This window comes from Nocardioides sp. NPDC051685 (genome assembly GCF_044453405.1).
Classification (GTDB): Bacteria; Actinomycetota; Actinomycetes; order Propionibacteriales; family Nocardioidaceae; genus Nocardioides.
The window spans coordinates 266,659-278,782 of the sequence record NZ_JBITCR010000002.1; the positions used below are offsets into that span (position 1 = coordinate 266,659).

The 12,124-nt window shown below is 70.3% G+C and carries 15 protein-coding genes; 6 read left to right on the top strand and 9 right to left on the bottom strand.

The genetic code is table 11. The annotated features are described in order from the left end of the window. Positions 1-89 precede the first annotated feature (89 nt). Together ACIA03_RS06380 and ACIA03_RS06385 are read left to right on the top strand one after the other, a co-directional pair. On the top strand, positions 90-497 hold the full coding sequence (locus tag ACIA03_RS06380; RefSeq protein WP_396980382.1) for a hypothetical protein: 408 nt from the start codon (positions 90-92) through the stop codon (positions 495-497). Then, entirely contained in the window at positions 494-814 is a 321-nt protein-coding gene (locus ACIA03_RS06385; RefSeq protein WP_396980384.1) for a hypothetical protein, read from the top strand. Before ACIA03_RS06380 ends, ACIA03_RS06385 begins: the two co-directional genes overlap by 4 nt. 26 nt (positions 815-840) lie before the next feature. Here ACIA03_RS06385 and ACIA03_RS06390 read toward each other — a convergent pair whose 3' ends face one another. Next, positions 841-1,554 carry a FadR/GntR family transcriptional regulator gene (locus ACIA03_RS06390; RefSeq protein ID WP_396980386.1) on the bottom strand — a complete coding sequence of 238 codons (714 nt, stop codon included), beginning with the start codon at positions 1,552-1,554 and terminating at the stop codon, positions 841-843. Positions 1,555-1,703: 149 nt separating this feature from the next. Here ACIA03_RS06390 and ACIA03_RS06395 point away from each other — a divergent pair, with 149 nt between their 5' ends. The 3 genes from ACIA03_RS06395 (at position 1,704) to ACIA03_RS06405 (ending at position 4,267) form a co-directional block, all read left to right on the top strand. After that, a complete protein-coding gene (locus tag ACIA03_RS06395; RefSeq protein ID WP_396981774.1) occupies positions 1,704-2,204 on the top strand; it encodes a gluconokinase in 501 nt (166 codons plus the stop codon). Beyond that, entirely contained in the window at positions 2,201-3,589 is a 1,389-nt protein-coding gene (locus ACIA03_RS06400; protein WP_396980388.1) for a GntP family permease, read from the top strand. The genes ACIA03_RS06395 and ACIA03_RS06400 overlap by 4 nt, the downstream gene beginning before the upstream one ends. Positions 3,590-3,670: 81 nt before the next feature. Beyond that, entirely contained in the window at positions 3,671-4,267 is a 597-nt protein-coding gene (locus tag ACIA03_RS06405; RefSeq protein ID WP_396980390.1) for a hypothetical protein, read from the top strand. A 16-nt stretch (positions 4,268-4,283) separates the two neighbouring features. Here the strand turns inward: ACIA03_RS06405 and ACIA03_RS06410 are convergent, their stop codons facing one another. Further along, positions 4,284-4,778, bottom strand: a complete 495-nt coding sequence (locus ACIA03_RS06410; RefSeq protein ID WP_396980392.1) for a VOC family protein — start codon at positions 4,776-4,778, stop codon at positions 4,284-4,286. 101 nt (positions 4,779-4,879) lie between these two features. Between ACIA03_RS06410 and ACIA03_RS06415 the strand changes: the two genes are divergently transcribed. Further along, positions 4,880-5,371, top strand: coding sequence for a MarR family winged helix-turn-helix transcriptional regulator (locus ACIA03_RS06415; RefSeq protein ID WP_396980394.1), 492 nt, complete (start codon positions 4,880-4,882; stop codon positions 5,369-5,371). Between the two features lie 91 nt (positions 5,372-5,462). Here the strand turns inward: ACIA03_RS06415 and der are convergent, their stop codons facing one another. From der to thrS, 7 genes are all read right to left on the bottom strand, one after another. After that, positions 5,463-6,848 carry a ribosome biogenesis GTPase Der gene (gene der, locus ACIA03_RS06420; RefSeq protein ID WP_396980396.1) on the bottom strand — a complete coding sequence of 462 codons (1,386 nt, stop codon included), beginning with the start codon at positions 6,846-6,848 and terminating at the stop codon, positions 5,463-5,465. Then, the gene (locus ACIA03_RS06425; RefSeq protein ID WP_396980398.1) at positions 6,841-7,551 is read right to left on the bottom strand and encodes a lysophospholipid acyltransferase family protein; all 711 of its coding nucleotides are present in this window, start codon (positions 7,549-7,551) and stop codon (positions 6,841-6,843) included. Before ACIA03_RS06425 ends, der begins: the two co-directional genes overlap by 8 nt. Continuing rightward, positions 7,548-8,243, bottom strand: coding sequence for a (d)CMP kinase (gene cmk, locus ACIA03_RS06430; protein ID WP_396980400.1), 696 nt, complete (start codon positions 8,241-8,243; stop codon positions 7,548-7,550). The genes ACIA03_RS06425 and cmk overlap by 4 nt, the downstream gene beginning before the upstream one ends. A 10-nt stretch (positions 8,244-8,253) precedes the next feature. Continuing rightward, entirely contained in the window at positions 8,254-9,354 is a 1,101-nt protein-coding gene (locus ACIA03_RS06435; RefSeq protein WP_396980402.1) for a prephenate dehydrogenase, read from the bottom strand. A 103-nt stretch (positions 9,355-9,457) separates the two neighbouring features. Then, positions 9,458-9,841: a VOC family protein gene (locus ACIA03_RS06440; protein ID WP_396980404.1), complete on the bottom strand. Its 384-nt coding sequence runs from the start codon at positions 9,839-9,841 to the stop codon at positions 9,458-9,460. A gap of 16 nt (positions 9,842-9,857) precedes the next feature. Next, a complete protein-coding gene (locus ACIA03_RS06445; protein WP_396980406.1) occupies positions 9,858-10,643 on the bottom strand; it encodes a helix-turn-helix domain-containing protein in 786 nt (261 codons plus the stop codon). A 112-nt stretch (positions 10,644-10,755) separates the two neighbouring features. After that, a complete protein-coding gene (thrS, locus tag ACIA03_RS06450) occupies positions 10,756-12,012 on the bottom strand; it encodes a threonine--tRNA ligase (RefSeq protein ID WP_396980408.1) in 1,257 nt (418 codons plus the stop codon). Positions 12,013-12,124: the final 112 nt, after the last annotated feature.

A 12,124-nucleotide genomic window follows, 5' to 3' on the forward strand; every position in this document is an offset into this window, starting at 1 on the left:
CTCGGGAACGACGCGGGTGGTTCGGACCTGACTCCAGGAACCCCGAAAGGCGCAGGTTGGGGACACACCCACTCACCGAAGGAGTCACCATGAGCACCATGACCACTCGTCACACCGGGCCCAGCACCCGTCAGAAGGTCGGCCTGGTCCTGGCCGGTCTGATGAGCGCCGGCAACATCTCGAGCGTCCTGTTCCCGACACCCGACGGTGAAGCTGGGCCGCCGATCGGAGTCCTCGTGGCCGGCTCGGTCCTCGGCATCGTCGGCCTGGCCGCGGTGTTCGTGGCATGGCGCGGCAACCGCGTCGCCGCGCGGATCGCCGCCGGCGCCCTCATCATCGCGACCCTGACCGGGTTGCCGGCCTTCTTCGTGGAAGGCATTCCAGCGGGCGTCAGGATCCTGGTCGGCGTATCGGTCCTGTGGACCGTCGCCGCGGTCTACCTGATGTTCGCGGCCTCTCCCCGATCGACGGCGTTCGAGGGCGGTGAGCCCCGATGATCGCGGTGATCACCCTCCTGGCCGCCTTCCCGCTGGGCTACTTCCTGCGGTCCCACCTGGCCGCCAACACCACCTACGCCATCGCCTATCTGTGGGCGTTCGTCTTCCAGACGCTGTACCTCATGCTCGACACGCTGCAGCCGGATGCGTCGGCACCCGCGTTCGAGGTGGGCGAGTTCCCGCTGTCGTACGGCGTGGTCGCGCTCGGGATCTTCGTCGCCGGGTTCGGGCTGGTCGCACTCGGCCGGTTTGTCGCCGCGCGGCGCGGCAGGACCGTCCCGGTGCACCAGCGGGACAAGGTGGCGTTCACGGACTGAGGCCACCATGAAGCCGCCGCAGCCCTTCAGTCCTCAGCGGACGCGAGGGCCTCGGCGGCCTCGTCGATGATGGCCCGCATGGCTGCCTCGGCAGCGTCCGGGTCGCCGTTGCGGACCGCGAGGGCGACCTTCTCGTGCAGCTCGATGGCGGTGGGGTTCGGTTTCGCCGGCATCAGGTGGTGGTGCGTACGTCCGGCGAGCAGCTCGGCGACAAGATCGCCGAACGCGGCGAGCATGTCGTTGCCGCAGGCGTTGAGGAGCACGCGGTGGAAGATCGTGTCGGCCTCGAGATAGGCCTCCAGATCACCGGCGGCGGCGTGGACGACCATGTCGGCCACGGCTCGGGCCAGCTCGCCGTGGTGCGCCGGCTCCGCCCGTTCGGCGGCGAGCCGGGCCGCGATCGGCTCGAACCCGAGCCGGAGCTCGGAGAGCGACAGCAGCTGCTCGCGCCGGCCCTCACCGTCGAGCCGCCAGCGGATGACCAGCGGGTCGAAGACGTTCCACTCCTGCCGCGGCAGGACGGTGATCCCGACACGTCGCCGCGTCGTGACCAGGCTCATCGACTGCAGGACACGCACCGCCTCCCGCGCGACCGGCCGCGAGACCTCGTACGTCGCCTGGATCCCCTCCAGCGTGAGCACCGAGCCTGGCGGCAGCTCGGCAGAGACGATCTGGCGTCCCAAGGCGTCCCGGACGCTCTGGTGCAGTCGATGGGCGGACTCACCGCTCGAAGTCGTCACGGTCGCATCGTCGCATCATCCCCCAGTCGGCCGCAATCAGAATCCTTTACACCGCCTCGCCTTGCCAAACGGATGCCTTTTGATGCACGCTGTGACGCGTGACACAGAACCCCCCTTCGACAGGCTCAGGACACCGCCTCCTCGTCGTCATGGGAGTCTCCGGCTCCGGCAAGTCGACCGTCGGCGCGGCGATCGCCCAGCGCCTCCGGGTCCCCTTCGCCGACGCCGACGACTTCCACCCGCCGGAGAACATCGCGAAGATGGCCTCGGGCCGTCCGCTCGACGATCACGACCGGCAACCCTGGCTGGACACGCTCGGCGGCTGGCTCGCCGAGCACGAGCACACCGGTGCGGTGCTGAGCTGCTCGGCGCTCAAGCGCAGCTATCGCGACCTGCTCCACCGTCGGGCGCGCGGCCTCCGGCTGCTCCACCTCAGCGGCACCCCGGAGGTGGTCGAGGCTCGCCTCGCCGCCCGTGCGGGCCACTTCATGCCACCCTCGTTGCTGCGCTCGCAGTTCGCGACCCTCGAGCCCCTCGCTCCCGACGAGCAGGGCACGACCATCGACATCGATCAGGACATCGATGCGATCGTCGAGCGCTACCTGGCCACCCTCAACCCCACTTCGAACCTGAACAAGGAATCCGCATGAACATCCTCGCCGCCGCGATCGAGCCGGTCGCACCGGTCGCCTCAGGAGGCGTGCTGCTCGCCGCCGCCCTGGCCGCGATCGCGCTGATCGTCGTCCTCATCACCTACGTCAAGCTGCACCCGTTCCTCGCGCTGCTGCTCGGCGGCATCGCGGTCGGCGTGCTGTCCGGGCGCAACGTGATGGACGTGATCACCTCCTTCGGCGAAGGCTTCGGCTCGACCGCCACCGGCGTCGGCCTGCTGATCGCGCTGGGCGCGATGTTCGCCAAGCTCCTCTCCGACTCCGGCGGCGCCGACCAGATCGTCGACACGATCGTGGGCAAGTCCTCGGTGCGTACGCTGCCGTGGGCGATGGCGCTCGTCGGCGCGATCATCGGCCTGCCGATGTTCTTCGAGATCGGCCTGGTGCTGCTGATGCCGGTCATCTACCTGGTCGCCCGTCGCGCCCAGGTCTCACTGATCACGGTCGGCATCCCGACCCTCGCCGGCCTCTCCGCGATGCACGGCCTGGTGCCGCCGCACCCGGGTCCGCTGGCCGCCATCGGAGCGCTCCAGGCCGACCTCGGCACGACGCTCGCGCTCGGCGTACTCGTCGCCATCCCGGTCATCGTCGTCAGCGGTCCGCTGTTCGGCCGGCTCGCGGGCCGCTGGGTCGTCGTCGAGGCGCCGCACACCTTCGACGCCTCGCCGGTGACCGAAGGCTCCGGCGACATTCGCCGCCCCTCCTTCGGCGTCACCCTGTTCAGCGTCCTGCTGCCGCTCGTCCTGATGCTCGCCAAGGCGATCGTCGACATCGTCGTCAACGACCCGGAGAACCAGGTCCAGCAGATCTTCGACGTGATCGGCTACCCGCTCGTCGCGCTGACCATCGCGGTCGTCGTCGCCATGTTCACCCTCGGCCGCGGCGCCGGGATGGACCGCCGTGAGATCGCCAAGACCGTCGAGCAGTCGCTCCCGCCGATCGCGGGCATCGTGCTCATCGTCGCCGCCGGCGGCGGGTTCAAGCAGTCGCTGATCGACACCGGCATCGGCACCCAGCTCGCCGAGTGGGCCCAGGGATCCGGCGTCTCCGCGATCGTCCTCGCCTGGGTGCTCGCGGTCCTCATCCGCCTCGCCACCGGCTCGGCGACCGTCGCCACGATCACCGCCTCCTCGCTGGTGGTCGATCTGGTCGCCAACATGCCCACCGCCGAGGTCTCGCTCGTGGTGCTGGCCGTCGGCGCCGGCTCGGTGTTCTTCTCGCACGTCAACGACGCCGGGTTCTGGCTGGTCAAGGAGTACTTCGGCCTCGACGTGGTCCAGACGATCAAGTCCTGGTCGCTGATGGAGACGGTGCTCTCGGTGTCCGGGCTGGTGTTCGTGCTGGCGCTGAGCCTGGTGATCTGACACCCACCCTCACCAAACTGTCGGTGGTGTCCGACACAATCACTCCTGACACATGGATCACACCCACCACAGGAGCACACCGTGTCGGATACACCTTCCCCATCCAACACAGCCCCGACCAGCACCGACTCGACCGACAGCCCAGCGCTCTCCGGCAAGCTCGACCCGATCTCCCGCAAGGGCACCCCTGCCCACCGCACGAGGTCGAAGCGGGAGGGCGCTGGGCGGCGTCAGGGGATGCCGGTGCAGGCGATCAGCCTCTCCGTGCCGGCATCGCTGGCCGCGCAGTGGAAGACCTACAGCCAAGAGGTCCCGCGCTCGCTGGTCGACGTCATGCTCGACGCCGTCGCCGCGACCCGCCCCCGGCTCCCGGTCCTCCTGCGGGCCCACCAGGCCGCGCTGCGCGAGAAGACCAGGCCCGTCTCCGACGGCACCTTCCTGCGCACCGTCCCGCAGCCGAAACGCCTCGAGGACCCGTACGTCACGATGCCCCTGCGCCTGCTGGCAACGAACGTCGACGTGCTCGATGCCATGGTCCACGAGATGGCCGCGGAGTCCCGCTCGCAGCTGGTCGTGGTGGCGCTGACCGCGTGGCTCGCCGACCGGCGGGCCGAGGAGCAGGTCTACGCCGAGCAGCTCGAGCTCGAGGTGCCCGAGGACCCGTTCGATCGTCCGTGACCGGATCGGCGACGGCTCAGAGCACCTTGGTGCCGTACATCTCCCCCAGGGGGTCGGCGAGGAGCTCGAGCCGCTCGCCGTCGGGTCCGTTGAAGTAGATCGACGACTTCGACTCGACGATGTAGTCGACCTTCGCGTCGTCCAGCTTGGCGCGCAGGTAGTCCCACTTCTCCCGGGTGACCGAGATCGCGATGTGGTGCAGCCCGCCGAGCACCTCGGCGTACGGACCCAGGTCGAGCCCCGGGAGGGTGAAGAAGGCCAGCAGGTTGCCCGCCCCGACGTCGAAGAAGAAGTGGTCGGAGCCGGCGTAGTCGCGGTTCTCGAAGATCTCGGTCAGCGGGAACTCCAGGAGCCCCTGGTAGAAGTCGATCGACCTGCGTACGTCGGAGGAGAGCAGCGCGGTGTGGTGGATCCCCCGGGCCGTGCTGGCCGGGCGGGCGCCCTCCTCGCGGAGGTACTCCTGCTTGATCCGCTCACGGTCCTTCGTGATGAAGTCCATGTCGATGCTCATCGTGCGCTCCTCATGCACCCGAGTCTAGTTGCTGCATCAACCGTTGCGGGAGCGGGCGGTGCTGCTGAAGACGCCGGTTCCGACTCGGTAAGGTGTACCTCATGGACGAGGTCAAGTGGCTCAGCAACGACGAACAGGTCGCGTGGCGCTCCTGGCTCGCCGTCAACGCACAGCTCACCGCACGCATGAACCGCGACCTCCAGGCCAAGAACGGACTCTCCCTCGCCGACTACGACGTCCTGGTCAACCTGACCGACGTCCCCGACCGGTCGCTGCGGATGTTCGAGCTCGGCGACAAGCTGCAGTGGGAGAAGAGCCGGCTCTCGCGCCAGGTGATGCGGATGGCCGCACGCGGCCTCGTCGAGCGCCGCGAGTGCCTCGACGACCGGCGTGGTGCCTACGTCGACCTCACCCCGGCCGGGCTCGAGGCCATCGAGGCGGCCGCCCCTGAGCACGTGAAGCTGATCCGCCAGGTCATGTTCGACGCGTTCACCCCCGAGGAGGTCGCCGCCCTGACCAAGCTCTACCAGGGCGTGCTGGAGCGCCTCGAGGTCAAGGCTCCCTCGGTCACAGCGGACGGCTCCGCCGCCTAGCCCGGCAGCCCACACAGGCAGCCCAGAACGTACGGCAGGCCCGCAGGTCACCACCGGTGACCTGCGGGCCTGTTCGTTGCGCTGCCGGCGACTAGCGCTTGCGCTTCTCCCGAACCCGCTGCTGGAGCACGATCGGGGTGCCGACGAAGCCGAACTCCTCGCGCAGACGGCGCTCGATGAAGCGCTCGTAGGAGGCGTCGAGCTTGCCGCTGGTGAACAGGACGAACGTCGGCGGCGCGGTCGAGGGCTGGGTGCCGAAGAGGATCTTCGGCTGCTTGCCGGACCGGACCGGGTGCGGGTGCTCGGCGACGAGGCGACCCAGGAACGAGTTGAGCGCGCCGGTGCCGATGCGCGTCTCCCAGCCCTCGAGGGCCTTGTCGAGAGCCGGGACCAGCCGGTCGACGTGCCAGCCGGTGCGCGCGGTGATGTTGATCCGCGGCGCCCACTGCACCTGCACGAGGTCGCGCTCGATCTCACGGTCGAGCTGCCAGCGGCGGTCCTCGTCGACGAGGTCCCACTTGTTGAAAGCGATCACCAGCGCGCGGCCGGCCTCGCGGACGGTCTGCAGGATGCGGATGTCCTGCTCGGAGATCTTCTCGCCGCCGTCGAGGACCAGCACGGCCACCTCGGCGCGGTCGATCGCGGTCGTGGTTCTCAGGGACGCGTAGTACTCGTGGCCCGACGCCTCCTTGACCCGCTTGCGGATCCCGGCGGTGTCGATGAAGCGCCACTCGCGGCCACCGAGCTCGATCAGCTCGTCGACCGGGTCGACCGTGGTGCCGGCGACATTGTCGACGACCGCCCGCTCCTCCTTGGCCAGCTTGTTGAGCAGCGACGACTTGCCGACGTTGGGCTTGCCGACCAGCGCGACCCTTCGCGGGCCACCGATCTCGGCGCCCTCCGGGAGCGGCGGCGGGTCGGGCAGCACTGCGAGGATCGCGTCGAGCATGTCGCCCGAGCCACGGCCGTGCAGCGCGGAGACCGGCCAGGGCTCACCGAGCCCGAGGTTCCACAGCGCGGCCGCCTCGGCCTCGGTGCGCAGGTCGTCGACCTTGTTGGCGGCCAGGACGACCGGCTTGCCGGACTTGCGCAGGATGCGTACGACTGCCTCGTCGGCGTCGGTGATGCCGACCGTCGCGTCGACCACGAAGAGCACGGCGTCGGCCAGGGAGACCGCGATCTCGGCCTGGGCGGCGATCCGCTCGGCCAGGCCCTGGGCGTCGGGGTCCCAGCCGCCGGTGTCGACCAGCGTGAACGCCTTGCCGTTCCAGTCGGCGTCGTAGGAGACGCGGTCGCGGGTCACGCCGGGTACGTCCTGGACGACCGCCTCGCGGCGGCCGATGATCCGGTTGACCAGGGTCGACTTCCCGACGTTCGGGCGGCCGACGACCGCCAGCACCGGCAGCGGGCCGGTCGGGGTCTCGTCGGTCTCGGTGGTGTCTCGTACCTCTTCGTACGAAACGTCGGGGTCAGTCATCGTTCTCCTCGGTAGGTAGCGGACCGGGCAATTCGCGACCGGTCAACGCCAGGGCATGGTCCTGTTGGACCTGCATGTGCTTCTGGAGCAAACCCGAGACATGCCCGACTTGTTCCCTGGTACGCGGCCAGCCTACGCGCTCGACGTGGAAAGGCTCGCCATAGACGATGTCGATCCGGGCACCTTTGTGCGGCAACGACGAGACGCCGCCACCCGGGTCGCGGCTGCCGAGCATGGTCACCGGCACCACCGGGGCACCGGAGACCAGCGCGAAGTAGGCCGCCCCTCGCTTGAAGCGCGCCAGGTCGCCCGCGCCCCGGTGGCCCTCCGGATAGATCCCCACGGCGTTGCCCTCGCGCAAGACCCGCAGCGTCGTCTTCACCGCCGCCGGGTCGCTGCCCAGCCGGTAGAGCGGCACCTGGCCCGCCCAGCGCAGGAACGGACCGAGGAACCAGTGCTCGAACATCTCGAGCTTGGTCAGCGCATGCACCGGACGTGGCGTGAAGATCGCCAGGAGCGGACCGTCGATGATGCCGATGTGGTTGGAGGCGAAGACGACCGGCCCCGTCGCCGGGATGTTGGCTGTCTCGTGCAGCCGGACGTCGAATCGGCGCCGGATCAGCCACCGGGCGTAGACGTTGAGGTGATAGAGCGGCCAGCGGGTGGGGTGCTCGACTCCATCCGTGCGCGGAAGGTCGCTCACTCCCCAGCCTTCTGCACCAGCTCGATCACCTGCTGGATGACCTCCTCCAGCGTGTAGGGCGTCGTGTCGAGATGCGTGGCGCCCTCCGGCACCGCCGCACCGCCCTTGGTCGAGTCGATCTTGTCGCGGTTCTCCAGCGACGCACGGACGGCCTCCGCGTCGGTGCCGCCCTCCTCGGCCGCGCGGCGGGCGGCGCGGGCGGCGGGGTCGGCGGTGACGTACAGCTTCAGGTCGGCCTCGGGCCAGACCGCGGTGCCGATGTCGCGACCCTCGACCACGATGCCGGAGCCGGCGGCGAGGGTCTGCTCGATCTCCTGCTTCTGGAGGGCGATCAGGCGGGCGCGGACCTCGGGGACGGTGGCGACCGGGGAGACGGCGGCGTTGACCCGGTCGCTGCGGATCTCGACCGATACGTCGGCTCCGTCGAGGGCGATCGTGGGGCCGAGCGGGTCGGTGCCGGAGGTGATCACCGGCTTGCCGGCCGCGGCGGCGACCGCGTCGGCGTCGTGCACGTCGATGTCGTTGCTGAGCATCCACCAGGTCATCGCCCGGTACATCGCACCGGTGTCGAGGTAGCGCATCCCCAGGCGGTCGGCGACCCCGCGCGAGGTGCTCGACTTCCCGGAGCCGGAGGTGCCGTCGACGGCGATGACGATGCGTACGGGGTCACTGATGGGGTTGCTGCTGCTCACGGGCGGGAGCCTACCGGTGAGCGACCCAACCCCGGGACTCCAGAACCGCCTGCATCCGGTCGGCCGCGTCGTCGGCCACGATCAGCTCCATGACACCGACCGGGCGACCGGGGTCGTGATCGATGCGTACGTCCTCGATGTTGACGCCGCTCTCCCCCGCGTCGGCGAAGAGCCGGGCCAGGTTGCCGGGCTCGTCGGGAACCGTGACATAGACGCTCGCCTGCGCGGTCTGCGGGCCGCCGTGCTTACCCGGGATCGCTCGTGTCCCGGCCTGACCTTCTTTGAGCAGTACGTCCAGGGCAGCCGCGTCACCGGTGCCGACGGCCGTGATCATCTCGTCGAGCTGGGCGCGCACCTCGGTGAGCAAGTCGGTCACCGCCCGGGCGTTGCCGGCCACGATCTGCCCGTAGAGGCCGGGGTCGCCGGCCGCGACCCGGGTCACGTCGCGCACCCCTTGGCCGCTGAGGCCGAGGTGTCCCTCGGGGGCCACCGCGAGCCGGCCGGCCACGAGGGCGGCCATCAGGTGCGGTACGTGGGACGTGCGGGCGACCGCCTGGTCGTGCTCCTCCGGGCTGAGGGTGAGCGGCACGGCGCCGCACAGCGTGGCGAGCTGCTCGACGAGCTCGGTGGCGCCCGGATCGGCCTCCGTGTGCGGCGTGACCGCCCACGGCCGGCCCTCGAACAGGGTCGCCGTCGCGGCCAGCGGGCCGGAGCGTTCGCTGCCGGCCATCGGGTGGCCACCGACGTAGCGGCGTACGTCGTCCGGGCCGTGCTCGCGCACGAACGCCAGCGGCGACGCCTTCACGCTGCCGACGTCAGTGACGACCGCGCCCGGGCTGTCGGCGAGGGCTCGGGTGATCACCTCACCGAGGTGGGCCGGCGGGACCGCGACGACGACCAGCTGCGGCGTGTCGCCGGGCTTGCGCCGGCGGCCGGCGCCGAGGCCGGTCGCGGTGCGTACGTGGCTGGCGACCGAGTCGCTGAGGAGCACGTCGACGCCGGCCGCCGCGCACGCCAGTGCGACCGAGGTGCCGAGCAGCCCGACCCCGACGATCTCGACCGGGCCGGTCAGAGTCGACTGCCCTCCCCCTGCTTCCCCGGTCCTTCTCATGCATCCAAGGCTAAAGGGTCGCTCGCGCAAGGCCCTCTTCGTCTCAGCGGCGGTTGGTGCGCTATCGCCGCCGACGACCAGGGTGTGCGATATCGCCTTGCGATCAGGAGGGCTGGTAGCTGCCGAAGGACCAGGAGTTGCCCTCGGGGTCGGTGACCGTGCCGCCGCGGCCGCCGTAGTCCTGGTCGACCATCGGCCGGTCCACGGTGGCGCCGGCGGCGACCGCCTTCTCGAAGACGGCGTCGGGGTCGTCGTCGATCAGGTAGGCCGAGGAGCCGCCGGTGGACTTGATGCCGCCGTCCTCGCGTACCTGCCCGAACATCAGCCCTCCCCCGCCGGGCCAGAGCCACTCCGCGTGGATCACGATGCCACCCTCGCGGTAGGTGGCGTGCTCGACGAAGCCGACGGCGCTCAGCCACGTCATCATCGCCTCGGCGTCCCGGAACGCCATCGACTGCCAGTACTTGATCTTCGCTACCTCGTTCATGCCTCGAGTCAACCGCTCAGCGGTCGGCGAGGTCTTGAACGAATGGGAACTCCTCCCGCAGCCATGTCGTCGGCGTACACCCGGCGAACTCCTGCCACTCCCGCGTCAGGTGCGCCTGGTCGGCGTAACCGCATCTGCTCGCCGTCTCCGCCAGCGACACCCGCTCGACGACGAGGCCGCGGGAGCGGTCGAAGCGTGCCAGCCGCTGGAACTGCTTCGGCGCAACCCCCGTCTCCGCGCGCACCAGGTCGCTGATCCGCCGGCGGCTGTAGCCCACGTCGTCGGCCACCTCCTGCACCCCCGCTCCCCCGGTCAGCAGCGCCAGCGCCCGCCCGACCTCGGCTCTCGGCCCCGCCTCGCCGTGCCGAGCCAGCGCGTCGACCAGGCCGGTCACGACCAACCGCTCCCAGCGCCGCGGATCTGCCTCGGCCAGCCGCTCCGGAAGATGCCGTACGCCACCAGGTGCCGTCACCTCCTCGAGCGCCAGGAGCTCACCCCGCCAGGCCGCGGCCGGCATCCCGAACAACGCCCGCACCCCGGCAGTGGTCAGCCCCAGCTGCACGCCCCGCTGATGCCCGGGATGGTGGATCGCCGCCGACCGGGTGTGCAGGCCCGAGACCAGCGACCACGCCGTCACGGGCTCCGTCCCGCTCCCCCAGGAGGTGACCAGCGGGTCGTCGACCGGCAGCACGAAGGTGACTTCGGTCGACGGCATCCCGCGGTGCACCCCCGGCGCCCCGAAGTCCACGTCGTAGGCGACCAGCGAGGTGACGTAGGGCCGCAGGACCTCCGGCACGGTCATGTCCTCGATGGTGCCACGGTCGGTGCGGGTTGCCCATGCACTATCGCCGGTGGCGGGTCGGCCGTGCGATAGCGCGGCGCGGTGTTGGCAAGGTCGGCAGCCGACCCCAACCTCACCAGCAGACCTCACTCGCACGTGCGCGATAGGCGTCCTTCATCGCCCCTACCACCCCAGCAACCGAGAGCCGGTGCTCGCCCCCGGCCGCGACGTCGCGTACCTGCACCTCCCCCGCCTCGGCCTCGTTCGCCCCGATGACCGCGATGAGCGGCTCACGCCGACGCCGGGAGTCGCGGATGCGAGCGCCGAGCGACCCGCCAGGATCCAGACGCGGGCGGAGGCCTTCGGCGAGGAGCGCGTCGACGAGCGCCCGGGCAGCATCGTCCTGGGACGAGGAGACCGGCAGGACGGCGATCTGGACGGGCGCGAGCCACAGCGGGAGGCGGCCCTGGTAGCGCTCGAGCACCGCCGCGGTGACGCGCTCCATGGAACCGACGGTGCCGCGGTGGACCATCACGACCCGCTGCCGGGAGCCGTCGGCGGCGTCGTAGCTGAGGTCGAAGCGCTCGGGCTGGTTGAAGTCGACCTGGACGGTGGCGATGGTCTCCTCGTGAGCCGCGTCGCCGACCTGGAGGTCGAGCTTGGGGCCGTAGAAGGCGGCCTCACCCGGCGCCTCGACGACCTCGACACCAGCCTCGGACGCAGCCTTTCGCAGCGCCTCCTCGGCATCGCGCCACTGCTCGGAGGAGCCGAGGTAGGACGGCGAGGAGTCGCGGAGGGAGAGGCGTACGTAGTCGACCCGGAGGCCGAGGATCCGCTGCGCCTTCAGCGCCGAACGCAACGCCTTCCCCGCCTCGTCGGCGACCTGGTCGGGGCGGCAGAAGACATGGGTGTCGTCGAGGTTGATCTGGCGTACCCGGCTCAGACCGGACAGCACCCCGGACCGTTCGGCGCGGAACATCGGGGCGAGCTCGTGGAGCCGGATCGGGAGCTCACGATAGGAGTGCGGGCGCGCCTTGTAGACCAGCGCATGGTGGGGGCAGTTGGCGGGACGAAGAACCAGGTCGTCCTCCTCCGCCCCCACTCCCATCGACATCGGCGGGAACATGTCCTCGGCGAACTTCGCCCAGTGTCCCGAGCGTTCGAAGAGCGCGCGTTTGCCGAGCACCGGGGTCTTGACGGGTACGCAGCCGTCGGCCCTGGCCAGCTCGGCGGCCAGCCGCTCCAGCTCGGCGAAGACGATGGCGCCGTCTGGCAGCCACAACGGCAGCCCGGAGCCGGCCAGCGGGTCGGTGGCGAAGATGTCGAGGTCGCGATTGAGGTCTCGATGGTCGAAGCGAAGCCCGAGACGGTCAGCAGGGTCGAGGTTCATGGATGTGCTCCAGAGTTCAAGGGCCCGGGAGCATCACCGCCGAGGACGAAGAACCGCCCCGGAGCACTGCTCCGGGGCGGTCTGCGAAAAGGGTGGACAGCAGGTCAGCGCC

What these genes read in the sequence shown, in the direction of transcription:
- ACIA03_RS06415 (WP_396980394.1), top strand. Translation starts at nt 4,880, where the DNA reads ATGGACGAGGTCAAGTGGCTCAGCAACGACGAACAGGTCGCGTGGCGC.
- ACIA03_RS06385 (WP_396980384.1), top strand. Translation starts at nt 494, where the DNA reads ATGATCGCGGTGATCACCCTCCTGGCCGCCTTCCCGCTGGGCTACTTC.
- ACIA03_RS06410 (WP_396980392.1), bottom strand. Translation starts at nt 4,778, where the DNA reads ATGAGCATCGACATGGACTTCATCACGAAGGACCGTGAGCGGATCAAG.
- ACIA03_RS06440 (WP_396980404.1), bottom strand. Translation starts at nt 9,841, where the DNA reads ATGAACGAGGTAGCGAAGATCAAGTACTGGCAGTCGATGGCGTTCCGG.
- ACIA03_RS06435 (WP_396980402.1), bottom strand. Translation starts at nt 9,354, where the DNA reads ATGAGAAGGACCGGGGAAGCAGGGGGAGGGCAGTCGACTCTGACCGGC.
- der (WP_396980396.1), bottom strand. Translation starts at nt 6,848, where the DNA reads ATGACTGACCCCGACGTTTCGTACGAAGAGGTACGAGACACCACCGAG.
- ACIA03_RS06380 (WP_396980382.1), top strand. Translation starts at nt 90, where the DNA reads ATGAGCACCATGACCACTCGTCACACCGGGCCCAGCACCCGTCAGAAG.
- ACIA03_RS06395 (WP_396981774.1), top strand. Translation starts at nt 1,704, where the DNA reads ATGGGAGTCTCCGGCTCCGGCAAGTCGACCGTCGGCGCGGCGATCGCC.
- ACIA03_RS06445 (WP_396980406.1), bottom strand. Translation starts at nt 10,643, where the DNA reads ATGACCGTGCCGGAGGTCCTGCGGCCCTACGTCACCTCGCTGGTCGCC.
- ACIA03_RS06400 (WP_396980388.1), top strand. Translation starts at nt 2,201, where the DNA reads ATGAACATCCTCGCCGCCGCGATCGAGCCGGTCGCACCGGTCGCCTCA.
- thrS (WP_396980408.1), bottom strand. Translation starts at nt 12,012, where the DNA reads ATGAACCTCGACCCTGCTGACCGTCTCGGGCTTCGCTTCGACCATCGA.